The sequence below is a fragment of the Ruegeria sp. BG9 genome, assembly GCF_056538305.1.
The window spans coordinates 194,601-210,536 of the sequence record NZ_JBQFSY010000002.1; the positions used below are offsets into that span (position 1 = coordinate 194,601).

The 15,936-nt window shown below is 52.9% G+C and carries 18 protein-coding genes; 16 read left to right on the plus strand and 2 right to left on the minus strand.

From position 1 onward, the window contains the following. The first annotated feature begins 50 nt into the window (after positions 1-50). The 13 genes from ACR0I8_RS04560 to ACR0I8_RS04620 all read left to right on the plus strand — a co-directional run bounded on the left by ACR0I8_RS04560 (position 51) and on the right by ACR0I8_RS04620 (position 9,928). Positions 51-671, plus strand: coding sequence for a class I SAM-dependent methyltransferase (locus ACR0I8_RS04560; protein WP_170689464.1), 621 nt, complete (start codon positions 51-53; stop codon positions 669-671). A gap of 34 nt (positions 672-705) precedes the next feature. Further along, positions 706-1,362, plus strand: coding sequence for a DUF2306 domain-containing protein (locus ACR0I8_RS04565; protein WP_170689463.1), 657 nt, complete (start codon positions 706-708; stop codon positions 1,360-1,362). A 62-nt stretch (positions 1,363-1,424) separates the two neighbouring features. Continuing rightward, complete coding sequence (locus tag ACR0I8_RS04570; RefSeq protein ID WP_480702789.1) at positions 1,425-1,844, plus strand: DUF6326 family protein; 420 nt, start codon at positions 1,425-1,427, stop codon at positions 1,842-1,844. Positions 1,845-1,894: 50 nt separating this feature from the next. Continuing rightward, positions 1,895-2,551, plus strand: coding sequence for a methyltransferase domain-containing protein (locus tag ACR0I8_RS04575; RefSeq protein WP_170689462.1), 657 nt, complete (start codon positions 1,895-1,897; stop codon positions 2,549-2,551). Between the two features lie 48 nt (positions 2,552-2,599). Beyond that, a complete protein-coding gene (locus ACR0I8_RS04580; RefSeq protein WP_170689461.1) occupies positions 2,600-2,971 on the plus strand; it encodes a VOC family protein in 372 nt (123 codons plus the stop codon). Between the two features lie 76 nt (positions 2,972-3,047). Continuing rightward, complete coding sequence (locus ACR0I8_RS04585; protein WP_170410345.1) at positions 3,048-3,521, plus strand: GNAT family N-acetyltransferase; 474 nt, start codon at positions 3,048-3,050, stop codon at positions 3,519-3,521. A gap of 266 nt (positions 3,522-3,787) precedes the next feature. Beyond that, the gene (locus ACR0I8_RS04590; RefSeq protein ID WP_480480247.1) at positions 3,788-3,943 is read left to right on the plus strand and encodes a DUF5993 family protein; all 156 of its coding nucleotides are present in this window, start codon (positions 3,788-3,790) and stop codon (positions 3,941-3,943) included. Between the two features lie 9 nt (positions 3,944-3,952). Then, entirely contained in the window at positions 3,953-4,534 is a 582-nt protein-coding gene (locus ACR0I8_RS04595) for a disulfide bond formation protein B (protein WP_170687411.1), read from the plus strand. A 79-nt stretch (positions 4,535-4,613) separates the two neighbouring features. Continuing rightward, positions 4,614-5,939 carry an amidase gene (locus ACR0I8_RS04600; protein WP_170689460.1) on the plus strand — a complete coding sequence of 442 codons (1,326 nt, stop codon included), beginning with the start codon at positions 4,614-4,616 and terminating at the stop codon, positions 5,937-5,939. A gap of 417 nt (positions 5,940-6,356) precedes the next feature. Continuing rightward, a complete protein-coding gene (locus ACR0I8_RS04605) occupies positions 6,357-7,403 on the plus strand; it encodes a DUF1214 domain-containing protein (RefSeq protein ID WP_170452297.1) in 1,047 nt (348 codons plus the stop codon). Continuing rightward, the gene (locus tag ACR0I8_RS04610) at positions 7,400-8,476 is read left to right on the plus strand and encodes a DUF1254 domain-containing protein (RefSeq protein ID WP_170452295.1); all 1,077 of its coding nucleotides are present in this window, start codon (positions 7,400-7,402) and stop codon (positions 8,474-8,476) included. The genes ACR0I8_RS04605 and ACR0I8_RS04610 overlap by 4 nt, the downstream gene beginning before the upstream one ends. A gap of 46 nt (positions 8,477-8,522) precedes the next feature. Next, entirely contained in the window at positions 8,523-8,804 is a 282-nt protein-coding gene (locus ACR0I8_RS04615) for a DUF3302 domain-containing protein (RefSeq protein ID WP_170452293.1), read from the plus strand. Beyond that, positions 8,801-9,928, plus strand: a complete 1,128-nt coding sequence (locus ACR0I8_RS04620; RefSeq protein WP_170452290.1) for an HlyD family secretion protein — start codon at positions 8,801-8,803, stop codon at positions 9,926-9,928. The genes ACR0I8_RS04615 and ACR0I8_RS04620 overlap by 4 nt, the downstream gene beginning before the upstream one ends. 577 nt (positions 9,929-10,505) lie before the next feature. On the opposite strand, the gene ACR0I8_RS04625 is transcribed toward ACR0I8_RS04620, so the two are convergent. Beyond that, the gene (locus tag ACR0I8_RS04625; protein WP_480702793.1) at positions 10,506-11,045 is read right to left on the minus strand and encodes a hypothetical protein; all 540 of its coding nucleotides are present in this window, start codon (positions 11,043-11,045) and stop codon (positions 10,506-10,508) included. After that, positions 11,038-11,307: a hypothetical protein gene (locus ACR0I8_RS04630; RefSeq protein ID WP_480702795.1), complete on the minus strand. Its 270-nt coding sequence runs from the start codon at positions 11,305-11,307 to the stop codon at positions 11,038-11,040. The genes ACR0I8_RS04625 and ACR0I8_RS04630 overlap by 8 nt, the downstream gene beginning before the upstream one ends. A 116-nt stretch (positions 11,308-11,423) precedes the next feature. Between ACR0I8_RS04630 and ACR0I8_RS04635 the strand changes: the two genes are divergently transcribed. Genes ACR0I8_RS04635 through ACR0I8_RS04645 form a run of 3 tightly spaced genes read left to right on the plus strand, consistent with a single transcriptional unit; the run spans position 11,424 to position 15,921 of the window. Then, positions 11,424-12,917, plus strand: a complete 1,494-nt coding sequence (locus ACR0I8_RS04635; RefSeq protein WP_480702797.1) for an SIR2 family protein — start codon at positions 11,424-11,426, stop codon at positions 12,915-12,917. Continuing rightward, on the plus strand, positions 12,914-13,489 hold the full coding sequence (locus ACR0I8_RS04640) for a hypothetical protein (protein ID WP_480702799.1): 576 nt from the start codon (positions 12,914-12,916) through the stop codon (positions 13,487-13,489). The genes ACR0I8_RS04635 and ACR0I8_RS04640 overlap by 4 nt, the downstream gene beginning before the upstream one ends. Then, on the plus strand, positions 13,486-15,921 hold the full coding sequence (locus ACR0I8_RS04645; protein ID WP_480702801.1) for an AAA family ATPase: 2,436 nt from the start codon (positions 13,486-13,488) through the stop codon (positions 15,919-15,921). The genes ACR0I8_RS04640 and ACR0I8_RS04645 overlap by 4 nt, the downstream gene beginning before the upstream one ends. Positions 15,922-15,936 lie beyond the last annotated feature (15 nt).

Here is a 15,936-nt window from a genome sequence, read left to right on the forward strand (position 1 = left end):
CGCATCCGCGCCGCTTCAAACCTGAAGTGCAACGCGCAAAGGAAACCGACATGACTGCCCAAGCCTTCTGGGACCGGCATGCGCCCAAGTACGCCAAGAAACCTATTGCCGATGTCACCGCCTACGAAGAAAAGCTGGAATGCGTCACTGCGCTTCTTCGATCGACCGATCGCGTTCTTGAAATCGGCTGCGGCACAGGCGGCACAGCCAGGAAGATCGCGCCTGTCGTCGCTCATGTGACCGCAACCGACCTCTCTGCCGAGATGATCCGGATCGCCCGGTCACGATCAGGTGGCGATGCCGCGGGAACACCAGAATTTCTTCAGGCGGAGGCGGCGCAACACATTCCTGGCCAACCGTTCGAGGTCGCTTGCGCGTTCAGCCTGCTTCACCTGGTGGATGACATGCCGACCGTGCTGGATTCAGTATTCCACCAAATGAAACCCGGCGGTCACTTCATATCAAAGACGGTTTGTCTGAAGGACGCGCCGCGCTGGATGCGAGCCATGGTTCGTTTGCTCATGGCCCTGCGGATCGCGCCTAATGTGATCATCTTGAGTCGCGCTGAATTGACCCGGCACCTGATCCGGGCCGGGTTCGAAATCGAGCAGACGCGGTACTTCGGAAAGAACCGACTGAGCCCCTTTATCGTCGCCCGCAAGCCCGCCTGAGGCAGACCGACACCTTATTCTGAGAGACTGAAGCATGTACTTTATCAGCCGTCGCGAATGGGCGTTCCTTGCCCTCGTGTTCCTCTACTCTTTCATTCCGGCAGTCGTCGGGCTGGTCCGGATTCCGGAACTTTTCGGCGCTCCGGCGATCATACCGCCGAACCCGCGTGCGGTGATCGATCCCCTCCCGATAACATTGCATATCCTCGGCAGTTCAGTTTTCTGCCTTGTGGGGGCTGTGCAGTTTCTGCCGAGCCTGAGGCGCTACCGCCCCGCCTTGCACAGGAACCTCGGGCGGATCGTGGCGGCCGCGGGATGCGTCAGCGCGCTTACCGGGCTATGGATGACCGTAGCTTACGTATTTCCCGACGCCCTGCAGGGACCATTGCTTTATGGGGCGAGGGTCACGCTTAGCCTCGCGATGATCGCCCTCATCGCATGGGCCGTCGTCGCGATCCGGTCGCGAAACGTCGCTGCGCACCGCGCTGCGATGCTGCGCGCTTATGCCATCGGCCAAGGGGCCTCAACGCAGACCGCGCTCTTTCTGGTCACGATGGGCCTCTTCGACACTGAGCCGTCGGGGTTTTCGCGAGACCTCCTGATGGTTGGGGCGTGGGCCATCAACCTTGCGATTGCGGAACTCCTGATCCCCCGCGCCTTTGCAACGCGCACATCCGGTGCCGTGATCTGAACCCAATCGTGCTCCCGGCCTGACACCGGCAAACTCCAGAAACACAGAAAGAAGGCACCAAAATGAGACGGCTCGATCCCCGTATTCTTCTGTCGGCCCTGTGGCTGTTCATACTGCTCAACATCATCTTTCGCGACATTCACCAGTTTGTTCTCGCGTCCCATATCGAGATGCTGCTGACAGGCCATTATAACGGCATCGAGATCACCGAAGGGCTGATGCTTCTCGGCGGTTTCCTCGTCCAGGTGCCGATTGCGATGGTGCTCTTTTCGCTCCTGCTAACCCGCAGGATCGGTCGCCCTGTCACCTTCCTTGCAGTGATCGTCACGACGGGTACACTCCTTTCCTCGGCCCCCACCGACATGGATGACACCTTCCACCTCGCTATCGAGATCGTGGCTCTAATGGCAATTCTCTGGACTGCATGGACGTGGCCCGAGCACGAACACACCGCGCCGCAATCCGACGCAAGTTCTTCGTAAAAAACGTGTGCGCACCGCGGACACTATGAATGAGTAATAGGACTAAAGAGATGTTGGCAGAAACGCCTTTAGACGATGCGGTCGATCTTTATGACAAACTCGCACCTCGCTATGACAAACTTCATCATCGCTGGCTGCGTCATGCAGGCGGCGAGGCGCAGGCCGCCCTGGAAGGCCTTGTGCGTGCACTTGCGTCGCCGAATTCGAGTTTTTTGGATGCTGGCTGCGGCACCGGCAATCTGGCACGTGCATTGATTGCCGAGGGTATGCCCCCGAATTTGATGACCCTTCTCGACCCGTCCGCGTCGATGCTTGCACGCTGCGCCGACATTCCCGTGCCAAAGATACAAGGACGGTTGGAGTCCCTGCCGTTTGAGGATGGCACCTTCGATCTTGTGACCTGTGCTTGGGCTTTGGAAACCGTCCCCGATCCCTATCTGGCTTTGACTGAACTTTGCAGGGTTGTTCGAGCCGGCGGCGCGCTTTGTCTCGCGTTTTGCGCGGACGAGCCTGCCCGTGGTCTTGCCGGAAGCCTCATGCGCCAGGCGCTTTTGTTTCGCGGGACCGGCCGATTTATGTCCCGCTCCCGATTGATGCAGGCAATCGAGCGTTTCGAAAATTTTGAAGTGCGGGCAATTCCGAGCCATGGTCCGGCCTCGACCTTACTTGCAAGGCGGTCTGGCGCAGCAACCCAGGTGTCTTTGTAGCCGGGCTTAAAGTTGAAAATGACGCCCACAGAATTACGGAGATCAAGCATGATCGGATATGTTACCCTCGGAACCAACAACTTCGAGGCCGCGCTGAAATTCTACGACGCCTTGTTTTCGAGTGTGGGCGCAAACCGCCTTTGGAAACACGGCGATATGGCCGCATGGGGCCGCTCAAGGGCCGAGCCTGCGTTATGCCTTGTTTGTCCGTTCAATGGGGAACCGGCAAGTGTTGGAAACGGGGTGATGGTCGCTTTGAAAATGACCAACAGAAAAGCCGTCGATACGCTTCACGCCAAGTGCCTCGAACTTGGCGGAACAGATGAGGGCCCCCCCGGTCCGCGCGGAGATCATGGTTTCTACGGAGGGTATTTCCGGGATCTGGATGGCAACAAACTGAATGCCTATGTCGCAGCGTGACAGCAGGCATAGAGTTGGCTGTTGAAATATCGCGTTCAGAGGACAATGAGCGACGAGCACATCGAAAGACGCCGCAATGAGATCTGAAATAAAATTCGTCCGATTGTCGGAAATCGACCCAGCCGAAATCTTGGCGCACATGTCCGACCCTCGTGTGGCCGAGCATATGCCGCTTCTGAAATTTACTTGGAATGCCGAGACAGTGGCGCGGTTTGTCGCCAAAAAGGAAGAGTGTTGGCGCCGTGATGGACTTGGGCATTGGGCATTTTTGTCCGATGACCGATATGTCGGCTGGGGTGGATTTCAAAAAGAAGGAGTCGAGTGGGATTTCGGACTGGTCTTGCGGCCCGACACGTTTGGCCTCGGGCCGCGCATCTCGCGAAAGGCGATCGACTTTGCAATTTCCGATGAACGCATCCCGTATGTGACCTTCCTTTTACCACCGTCACGCACGAACCTGCGGGCACTCGACAGACTTGGTGCTTGGCGGGTTGGCGAAGTCGATTATGACGGCGCGACCTTCCTCAAATTTCAACTTGCGACAGAGTGACAGCATTGTCCGATTTCTGGTACATCGCCAGCTCCAGAGTGTGTTGTAACTCGCGGCCCAAACCGGTCACTCGTCCTTACTCATAGATGCTGCGGTTGCAACCTGCTTTGCGGTCATTCGCTGAGATTGCAATTTCAACGCGTAGTCAGTGTCGATAATATAGTGCGACTCAAACGATCGCTACAGGCTTGATTAAATCTCTGGAACCGGTTCAGTTCATAGACATTGGTCACCACGGACACCTTCGATCCGGTAAGGAGCATCTAATGATTGCTTTGCTTTTTGCACTTTTTGCCAGCGCGATGGCACTTGCGTATTTCAAGCTTGTAAGGTCGTCATACGCCATCTTCGTGCTTGCACTTTTGATAAGCACGTACTGGCTTAAGTTTCACGCTACGACCCCACTTTCTATCCAACTGTGAGGTCTTTGCATGTCACCTGAGTTTGCTCGAAACATGAACGCGCTTGGTGCCCTTGCGGTTTGCCTTGTTTTGGTTCTTGCATTTTATTTTCAACTCGTATTGTACGAGCTGCCTTGTCCACTGTGTTTGTTGCAACGTGTTGGGTTTGTGGCCGTCGGGTTTGGTCTGGGGCTGAACCTGTTGTGGGGTACGCGCGCAAGAAACTATGGAATAGTTCTTGTCGCGGCGATCTTCGGCATTAGCGTTTCGATCCGCCAGATTCTGCTGCATATAGTCCCAGGCACAGGTCACTATGGCTCGCCTGTACTTGGTTTACATTTCTATACATGGGCCGGAATAGCCTTTGGTCTGGTGATCCTTGGCACCGCGATCATGCTGGTTTTCGAAAAGCAATACGACCTAGCGTCGGACGTGAGAGCAACCGAAAGGTTCGGCGGCAGCCAGTTGGCCAAAGCGGTGTTTTTCCTGATCCTACTTTTGGCTGCGCTCAACGTCGGTTCAGCGCTTCTGGAATGTGGACCGGGCATTTGTGACGATCCGCCAACAGATTACAAGCTGCTGGATGAGCTTGAAGGCACGGCTGATTCATAAGCGCCTAAATAGACTTAGGACCGAATAGCGATTTGCTTAGTAACTGAATTGATTGCCAACAAGGAGCTGTGGAAAACCCATGTCCGTTACCACCAGCAGTCAGCTCTCAGACGCACTGGACGCATTGGCTCGCACTGATGACAAAGTACACGCATACAGACATCTGCTGATTTCTGGCGCTCAGGCCGGTGCGGCTGACATCCATGTTGGCCCTCAAGAGCCCCAGATTGAAGGATGGCCATTCGCGGTAAAAGAGGTGTTCGACGTGACGGGCGTGGTTACATCCGGAGGTTCAAAAGCTTATGAACACCGTGTTCCCTCAAAAGACGCTGCAGTGGTTGAACGGCTTCGCGCCGCAGGAGGTATACTGGTCGGAACGCAAATCGCGCACGAGTTGACTTGCGGACTGGATCAGCCACCAACACGTAACCCATGGGACCTAACCTGCTATCCCGGTGGATCGAGTGCAGGCGCGGGCGTCTCGGTGGCCGTTGGATCTGCCCGCTTTGCGCTTGGCACCGATGCTGCAGGTTCTGTTCGCATACCGGCAGCCATGACAGGAACAACGGGCCTGAAGCCAACCTGGGGCTTGATCAGCTCTCAGGGCGTAATGCGTCAGGCGTCAGCCCCATCGATTGACCATGTTGGCATCATCGCCAGGTCCGCCGCCGAAATCACCCGGATTCTGCCCATACTTGCAGGGCCAGATCCTTGGGATAAAGCAACCTTGCAGAGCCGAGCGGCATATGGCGATACACCACGCCCCGCAGACAATATCGCAGTTCTTGGAACGGCGACACTAGAGGCGATTGCCCAAGCCTACGACCTCGACTCGGAAACCAAAGCCGCATTTTCAGCGGCGTGCAACGTTTTCCACCAAACAGGCGCGGAAGTTGTTGAAATTGACGTTCCAACGCTGCCATTGGCTGTGGACGCAATCGTCACATTCTTTGCGACAGAGCTGGCATGTGCCAATGCTGACGCTCTAATGAAGCGTCGAGATGATTTCTCGCCAGCGGTCGCGGAAATGATCGATTCTGGTCTGGAAATTCCCGAGGATCAATTGCTGAGCGCTATAGAAATCCGATCGCAGTTGCGGCAGGAACTAACTCACGCACTCAAGGAAGCTGACGCGCAGGCTTTGCTGACACCGACAACACCACGCCCTGCGATGCCTCTGGCAGACTTCGACCCAACACAGGAACTGGCAAGTTTGATACCCTTTACATGCGGGTTTAATCTTACAGGCCACCCAGCAATTAGTCTGCCCTGTGGCCAGACACAAAAGGGTATGCCGATTGGACTGCAAATAGTGGGACACCATTATAAAGAGACCTCACTGCTGAAGCTTGCAGACGTGTTTCAAAAACTTACTCATTGGCACGAGCTGCGCCCACCGGTCTGAGGCTTGGGTGGTTGGATTGCCGGCCCAGAGCCGACTTTGAACACCACATCGAATTTCTGCGGTCGCAGCCCGCTTTGCGGTCATTCGCTGCAAGAGCAGCGTTTTGACAAGGCCGAGCTCACAGTTTGCGGACGAAACGGCCATTCGCCGCAAGTTTGCCAACGACCACTTTTGGGGAAGCCAGTCGAAGGCGGCGGTATATGATCAACAATGGTGCCGAAACTTGGTGAGACAAAGGCTCATTCTTGAAGGGTTTTGGGCCACGTCAAACTCATCCGTTTTCTACGGACATACAACTCCCGTATGAATTGTGCGTCACAACAGCACCCAATCCCCAGAAGTTTGACCTAGATTGGCTCAGTGTTACGTTCAAGGTGATAAACTCGAAATCACTGGATCAAGAAGGTACGAAACGACATGTTGATACGCAAGCTGTGCAATCTGATATTGTTTCTGCCGTTCTTTGCTGTTCCTGCATTTGCTCAGGACACCATCGAAAACTATATCCGCGAGTATCCCAACCAGGAACAGGTGCGCATGATGCAGCGCTGGCTCGAAACCAACGAGCCGGGCAGCTTTCAGTTCACGGGACTCGTCGATCCCACCGATGACACGGTGATCACGCCCCAGGCGACGGTAAATTACGGCTATAACTGGTTCAGCCTGTCCGAAGGCCCAGCGATCATCCACACGCCGCAATACGACCGCTACTTCTCGGTGTCGATTTTCGACATGAAGCACAACATACCGGGCGTCATCGTGAACCCGGATTTGCCGATCCTGCTGTACCGACCCGGGCAATCCCTGCCCGAGGGCAACTTCCACAAATTGGCTCTCGAAACCGACCAAGGGCTTGCCTTTAGCCGCATGGTCGTCGTCGACAATCTTGACGAGGTCATGGCGCTGAGCAGCGAGATTGTGATGGAAGGCGGCCAGGGTGACATGGACCGCGACGTGCAGCGATTTTCGCCTGAAACCGAGGCGGCGGCACTGACGCTCATCGAAACAGCGGTGCCACTTGTAGATACCGACAAGATATTCGGGTCGGTTTCAGGCGATGTGGGCGAGATTCACGCTGCGGTCGGCGTGTTCCAAGGACAGCTTGGCACGCCGTCCAACGTGGTGAGGTACGGCCTGCTTGCGTTTGACGAAAACAGCCAGCCGTTCAACGGTGAAGACACCTACGTTCTGACAGTCCCTGCAAACATCGTCGAAGAAGGCGGCTATTTCTCCGTTACGGTCTATGCGTCCGCCAACAAACTGCTGATCCCCAACGACAAGGGCATCTATGATCAAACCAGCTATACAGCCGAGCCGAATGAAGACGGCACCTATACCGTAACGCTCAGCCCGTCCGGCGAGGGGCAGAACGGCATTCCGACCGGAACGCCATTTTATGGCGTCCTTCGCGCCTATGTTCCGGTTCCCGGCGCTGACTTGACAGTCGAGGTTGAAACAAAATGAAAAGCGCATCCAGCAAGTTCCACAAGATTACAGCCGCCTTGTTGTGCAGCACTCTGATCGTACCGACGGTGCTAGCGGATATCCCGGACATAGACAGTTCCGGCTGGTCCACAGATCCGAACGATTACGGGATGAGCGCCGCCGAATACATCAACGCAGATAGCCGGGCGTTTTTCGCGAACTTCATGGGCCGCTCTGGCATAAACCAATTCTTTCACTTCACGAACCTGTCTACCGCCGACGACCGCTGGGTCGTTTCGCCAAATAACGACACGATCTATTCGATTGCAATCGTTAACGCGCGACAGGGGTTTACGCTGGATGTGCCAGATGTGGGCGACCGGTTTCTATCGATCCAGATCATTACGGAAGACCACATGACGCCGTTCTACCTGTACGGGGACGGCCAATACACGTTTTCGTCCGAGGATTTCGAGACCGATTTCGTTGCCGTTGGCATTCGGACCGGAACGGATGCTACGGCAGATGATGTGCGTGTTGTGACAGAAGAACTTCAGCCACAATATGTAATCTCTGGCGCCGCACCAGAGAATGATCTGCCGAGCTTTGACGCGGAGGTGCTTGAAAGGGTGCGCGCCGCCCTGCTGGCTGAGTATTCCAAGCTGCCTTCATCGTTCGGTGCGATGCAGAAGCGGGTCGCCGATGTTGAGGACTGGGAGTATTTCACCTATGTGACGGCAGGCGCCTGGGGTTTGTCAGCGGACGAAAACGCAATGTACGCTATCGGTGGTCCTGAAAACGCTGTGGGAGGCGCTTGCTACACTGCAACTTTCCCGAAAGTGCCGGTCGATGCATTCTTTTCCATCACGGTATATGGGCCGCAGAAATACTTGATGTCGGACACGGATAGCATCGTCAGCTCAAACCAGGGCGTTGTCAGCAACGACGACGGCTCGTTTGACGTTGCATTCGGTGGCGAGGACTGTCGCGCACTTGCTCCCAACTTCGCCTTCACACCCGAAGACGGTTGGAACCTGCTGCTTCGGGCATATCGACCGGATGTCGAAGAATTTCGAGCCTACCGTGTTCCGGAAATTGTTCCGGCGAATTAGACCAACATAGCTCGGTGGGCACAGCTAATACAGGGAGGCATTTAGAGTGAGCGGCTTGGACATTTTTGCGTGGGTCGTGCTTGTCATACTGATCCTCACAGCCATCGTAGGATTTGTGATCCTGGCAATGTTACCGGGGAAAATCGCGAAGCAACGCGAGCATCCCCAAGCAGATGCGATCAATGTCGCTGGCTGGGTGGGAGCGATTACTTTTGGCATATTTTGGCCGCTTGCATTGATTTGGGCATTCACAAAGTCGCCGCTGCAAACAATAACGAATTCAGCAACCGAAGCTGAAACCAGTGCTCGGTCGAAAGGCGCGTCATGATTGTCTTCCTGACCCTCATATATGTTGCTGTCCTTTTCATTCTTGTAAAACTCAAGGTTCTTCCAAACTCCAAGGCGACGTGGCTTTCCACCATTGGGTGGATGGTTATCCTGCTCATCTTCCTTTTCATTCCCATGCAGTGGGGTGCACCCTCCGGGCCGGTCAAGGTTCTAACCAGAGCAGTTTCAATCGTGCCTAACGTTGCTGGCGAGGTTGTCGAGGTCGTGGCAGAACCGAATGTTCCGATGCAAGAGGGTGACGTGTTGTTCCGTATTGATCCGGAACCCTTCGAAATTGCGGTTGAACGAGCGCAAGCAACTGTTTCACGTGTCGAGGCACAAATTCGGCAGGACCGTGAGAACCTTGCGTCCGCCGAGGCGCAACTGCGTCAGGCAATTGCGCAAAGAGACTTGGCTCAATCACGCTTTGAGGATGATAGTAGGCTTGTCGAAAGCGGGGCTATTTCGGAAAATCGGCTTGAAACCCGTCAATCCAATCTCGAAGCGGCACAAGGCTCAGTTGATCAAGCACAGGCGGCCGTGTCTCGGGCACAGGTCGAACTCGATGCCCTCACACCGGATGGCGTTGTCGCTAAGCTTGCGGAGGCGCAAGCGGCGCTTGATCAGGCGCAGTGGAATCTGCAAGAGACAATTGTCCGTGCTCCTTCGGAAGGCTTTGTGAACAACCTTGCCATCACAGAAGGTCAAAGAGTGGTATCGTTCCCGTTTTCGCCCGCGGGAGTGTTCGTTGACACTGCTGAAAAAGCCTTGGTCGTTCAGGTACATCAGATCTACCTCCGCCATCTTCGGCCAGGTCAACCTGCTGAAATTGCCTTCAAGATCAGACCGGGAGAGCTGGTAACCGGCACGGTGGATACGATCTTCGATATTTCTTCACAGGGACAAGCTCAAGTCAGCGGAACTGTCTTTCAGGCTGGGGAGATCGTAAGCGAGCCCTTCATCGTTACCATTATTCCGGACGACCCTGATGTACTGGCATCGATTCCTCCGGGCGCAGCCGGTTTGGCGGCGATGTACACTGATTCAGCAGCGGCAACGCACGTGATCCGCAAAGTAATTGTCAGGATGAATTCGATCCTGAATTACATCAGACCAGGACTGTAGGCGCACGGACGCCACTCGAAATTAGTACATTCGCTAGGTGATTTCGGCAGAACCAGAAATATTTTAGCCATGCTTAGCCCGTCATTAAGGCTGTAGAAACATCTCAAATTCATGCTAGCGCGATAGTTGACCTGTGTAGCAACCAGGAACCGACTCGATTTGCCGCCGGCATAGCCAAAATCCCCGATCAGAGATCCACTTTTTGCATAGGTCTTATCGAGAAGTGCTTTGTATGTTGCAAAGCAAGAGACTTTGAGGACCGACCCCTAGCGCTAAAGTGGAAGCGGACATCGGTACAAGCTGCAGCATTTGTCACTTTGGGCTCACCACCGCCATTGGAGCAGCCGCAGAATGTTGCGGGCTGGATAAGAAAGTGAAGATAAGGACGGCCCTTTCCTGCCGTTGGCCGTGGCAGGGTGATGTTGCATCGCGACCCGTCAAACCGGACCTTGATGCACAGCGCAGCATTTTAGGGCAATCATCCGCTACGGATACAAAGTAATTACTTAGGTCAATTTGAAGGCGCTGAAGTGGTATACAGGACCCCCAGACCAAGTTGCGCAAACAGGGTTAACACTTAAAAATGTGAACGTTGTGGGCTGATTTTCCGTGTTTCGTATCGCTTCCTAAACTCGTCCAGAACCAACTCGAGCGTCGCTACAAAAGTTGAGAAATCGAAGCTCAATCCCCTGTCTCGTTTCTCGTGCAGATAGCGCCACTCAACAAACGCATTTGCGTGATGCTCAAGTATGTCTCTGATACTGTACTCCATAAACCAGCTTTGGGAATGAAAGGGAGCAACCTTCTTATCGAACACTGCATCCAGTGTTTTCTGACTAGAAGCTGGTAACGCATCGAACAGTTTTGCCAAATCGTGCGTTCTAATTGGGTCGTGACTATCGTGATCCCAAACAAACCAAGCTTTGAGCGCGAACTCCATGGCGAGCGCCAACAGCATTGGTTCAAGACCGATATGGGCGCGCTCTTGCATGACGTCACCTCGCTGAGATCCGTCGTCCATCGACATGACTTGCTTTAGCATGGAACGCGCGTACTGCTCGAGCTTCACACCAGTAGTCAACCCGGCGAACATTTTGTTGTTGGAATTATCAGTCATTTTGTCCGCTTACTTGAGTTTGGTGACGGTAGACAATCTTATTCATGTGGACCCGTGCACGTTTAGATTGCGCTTGAGAAGTGAGGATTCGCCGTTTATCGTCGATAGGAGAAAAATTCCAATTCTTATCAATTGCATAGGGATCAAATACTTTTGGATGATTGCCCAGACGCCGGATCCATTTCTGTTTTACAGACCTTAGAGCTTTTGGATGGCGAATTCCCGCAATTCGCACAGGGAGTTGCTGACGGCCGGTACGCATTTTGGTTGGGATCCGGGATCTCGCGCTCGCGATTCCCGATGCTGGGCGAACTCGTCATTAAGGTTTTGGAATTCCTTCGCTCTCGTATTGACCAACAGAACTGTGGGTGCCCGTACATGGAAGCACTTGAGAGAGCTTTCAACGTTGCGGCCCTAAACGACGATGAGCGAGTTCAAGTCAACTTTGCGTTGCCTGCATCAGAATGGCCCATAGCGGGCGTTCTACAGCAGAGACTTACTAATCAATATGCTCAATTTCTGAACATTGACGTAGCGGGTGAAGCCGATGACGTGCTTGTTTGGGAAGGCATTGATGTAGTTGGCACCTATGCAAACCCAAATGTAGAGCCTTCCGCCGAGCACTTTGCATTGGCCGCCCTCATAAGAGAAGGCATGGTGTCTGAACTTGCCTCAGCGAACTGGGACGGGTTGGTTGAGAAAGCGGTGGAAGTGACCAGCGCAGGTGCTTGCGCGATCGACGTGTGCGTTAGGTCTGAAGATCTGCAAGAAAGTGAGTTCCGCGCAAAACTACTAAAATTCCATGGATGTGCAGTTCGGGCCGCTCAGAGCTCGGACACGTATCGTCAGTACATTGTCGGAAGGCAAGTTCAGATAGATACTTGGCGTGACGAACCAAGAAACCAAGGTGTTGTCCAGCACTTAGTAACGACGATCATGGAGAATCCAACTCTAATGCTCGGATTGTCCGCGCAAGATTTCAACATCCGCGGTCTTTTCGCCCAAGCTCAAAATCAATTGGCTTGGAACTGGCCAGGAGAGCGGCCTGCTTGCGTTTTCTCGAACAATGAGATTGGAGAAGATCAACGCGCATTGTTGGGTAATGTTTTTCGCGAGCACTATTCCGGGCAAACTCGGGGTGAAATCCAAAAAAACGTGCTCGTCCGATCATACGCGTCCCAGCTATTGCCTGCGCTTCTCTTATATGGGTTAGAGAGAAAACTCACCCGGATTTCATTTATGCTATCTGATGGAGTTCCCGCAGAGCTGAAAGAATGGGTGGAAACTAAAATTCATGAGTTGAGAAATTCAGTTGCTGCTGGTTGTGATAAGGATACTCTCGGCTTCGTGCTTTCTTTGATGAGTCAGATTACTAAGTGCAAAAGTCTATTGATTGAGGGGCGATTGCCCGAAGATCCAATGAAATATGAGCCCATTACCGAAACTTCCGTGCGAAACATTGAAGACTCGCAAGTCATGAGGAACAGTGGTTTGCCAGAAGCGGCTGTAGCTGCTGCAATCATTAGCGCTGGCTCCGAAAACGGTCTATGGGAGATTGCCACAACGCCTGAGAACGGTGTCGGAACTGGTATGATTACCCTGAGCCTGGGCGACCGGCGCACTCCTTTGTATGTCGTTACGGATTCAAGTGCGGAACATCACTTATTTGAATCTGGACACTTACATGACGCTCAAGATGCCATCGTTGTACACGCAAAACCAATATATGATAGGTTGCAGAGATCCCCGAAACGATCGTTTGCAAGAGCATCAACAAGCCGCATCAGACGCACCAGTATTCGGACAATGCTCGACGACGTAACAAACGGTGAAGGTTTAACCGAACGATTCAGGTTGGAAACCATGCCATGACAACTTTGGGACCAGTCGAAAGGGTAGTTGAGTTGCTCGAACAGAGTGGGTATCGGCGCTTGCCAACACCCTTAGCAATCAACCGGATCAAGTTTGAGTTCCCTGCTGTTTTAGACAAGCAAGGCGTATCAAGTGACCTGATACTGGTCGTAGATACTGCATTGTGCGATGATCAACAGATTGTTGTCAGCGTCTTGGGCGTCGCGCGGGCGCTAGATGTTTCACGGGCAAACAATTCGATCACTACAATTATCGTTGGTCCGCGCCCATCGGTGGCTAATCTGGATGAGTTAAAGTCTGTCTGTCGCGTTTTGCCTGTCGGATCCATTTCCGAAGAAGCTGACGAAAACAACTTGTCAAACTGGTTGGCAGTGCTGCTACCTCTGGCCGAATTCGACACCACGGAGGCTCTGAGCGATCCAACCATTGCGCTTGGTGAAAAGATTAAGGAACTACCGAAAGATATCCAGAACCTCGCAAAAACAGCGAAACAAGGCAGCAAGTCGGTAGAAGCAAAAGTGCGTGATCTCGTGAGCGATGCATTGGCACCCATTTGGGAGGAGCAAGAGTGACTTCTCGCATCACAAAGCTTCGTGCGTCAAATTTTAGAAGCCTGAATGGACTCATCGATTTGGACTTAGATGCATCGGTCGTGCTGATCCATGGACCAAATGGCAGCGGTAAAACCAGCTTTTTGTCTGCACTAGAGTTCGGTCTAACCGGAGGCGTGCAAGCAATGAGCCGTGTCGAGAAGAACTACAAAAAAGATCTCGTTCATTATGATGCGACTACGGCTAGTGTTTCCATCGAATGCCGACATAAAGATACCTATAGCAGCCCTGCCAATCTCAAGATTTCGTCGTCAGGTGAAGTTGATGGCATTCATCTGCTGAACACGGATCATTCAAGATTTTTTTCCGAGCGTTCGTTTCTTGCTCAAACTACACTCAGTCGTTTGCTTGAAATCTATGAGGTGAGCGACGCCAGAGATGGTGAAAACGCTTTGACCAGATTCGTAAAAGAACTCCTAGGTTTGGAGGTCTTGGACAATGTAATTGAAGGATTGAAACCTGCCGGGCACAAGGCGCGCCTTAGAAAATCTGTGCCAGAGTATTCGAACGCCGAAGATGAGTTGAAAAGGCTGAAGGAAAGCGAACAACGGCAACGAACGACGCTAGGCGACCTTCTCAAGACCAGAACTAGCGTATCCGACAGCCTCAGGGAGAGCTTGAGGCCGTTCAGTTTCAACAAAGATGTGGAGATAGAAGTCCTACTTCAAATTCTCGAAGTATCTCTGAGCCAGGAAAACGAATTCACGCGCCTAATGGCAATTGAACGTGAACTTGCTTCAGCTCAATCTTTGCTTGGACGAATTTCTGAGATCGGCAGCAACGACATTGCAGAGGCTGAAAAAGTACTTGCGGATGCAAAATCCGATCTTGATGAATGGAAAGCAGCTAACGAGCCCCGCTTCCAGAAGTTGGTAGAAATTGTAACCTCATTTCTACCTAACACACCAAGCCCAGCTCGTGTGGGCCGAGAGTCCTTTCGCGCGGCTTCAATGACTGAGATTTCTGCTGAGCTATCGCGGGTTGAAGCCAGATTGGTTAGGGATGAGGTTGCCCGCAGAGAAACCACTGCTGCGCAATCTGCTTTAAACAAGGCTACTGAAAGGTCGATGCGACTAGGTGACAGGCTAGAGGGCCTTAGTTCGAGCACAAGCGACCTTGCTCTAGCATTGTCTGCGGTCTCTCCGTTTGTGAAAGATGACGAATGTCCGGTTTGCCACCGAGATTTTCGAGAGGTTTCAAAAAGATCGCTACAGTCACATCTGTCCGAACACATTTCCATTCTAACTTCTGCCGCTGCTGAGCTCCAATCGGTATCGATGGAGCGCCAACAGGCGCGAAGCGAGATTGAGAAGGCCACAGAACTACTCGAGGAGTACGCGGCGAACACTCTATCTAACGTCGATAGGAATTCGCTGGTTTCGCGTGCTGGACGGTTGAGAGGTGCTGAGAGTCAGCTTGTGGATGCGGAGAACGATGCCAAAACCGGAGACCATTGCACGGAACGAGTTAGGGAAGCGACAGCACACCTTTCTAAGCTACGGCAAGATATTGAAACGGTCGAAGGTGTAAGGCAGTCCAGCTATAGATTTGCGGCCGACTTGAAGCTGACTGACATCAAGCTCGAAGATTCTACCGCCGACATTTTGGAGCGATGTAAGCGAGTTGTCGATGATCAGCTAGGTGAGCTGAGGAGTAGTGAACAACACCGTCAGAGCGCGATAAGGCATGCACGTGAGCTGCAAAACTTAGATGAGAGCACAAAAGCTGCAAAAGCCAGTTTGGAGAAGATTGAAAGCCGAGTTGCGACTGCCCAAGCCGCTTTCAAAAAGGTCGATGATCTACGCAGTAGCTTAAAGCGCCTTTCAGAAAGCGCTGTCTCAGTTAGGACGGAAATTGTGCAACAGGTCTTCAACGAGTCACTAAACTCAATCTGGAAAGACCTTTTTGTTCGATTGGCCCCGGAAGAACCATTCGTTCCTGTATTCGCACTTCCCGATACAACTTCCGGGCCGGTAAAGGCTGACCTGAGAACAAGTTACAGAGGGAGTGCTGACGGAGGGAATCCCAAAGCCATGTTGAGCGCGGGAAACCTCAACACTGCCGCACTAACGCTGTTTCTTTCACTGCATCTTTCCGCACCACCTACATTGCCTTGGCTGGTTCTCGATGACCCAGTTCAAAACATGGATGACATTCACATCGCCCAGTTTGCGGCTCTCTTGAGGACGCTGACAAGACAAAAGGAACGACAAGTGGTCATCGCTGTGCACGAGAAGCCACTCTTTGATTACTTGGCACTTGAACTAAGCCCAGCTTCCGAAAATGACAGCCTCATTACCGTAGAGTTGTCCAGAAGTGCTGCTGGTCAAACAACATACAGTACCAATCTGGCGACTTGGGATCCAAAGCGATTGTTTCACGCAACGGGATAGAGGTCAGCTTTCTTG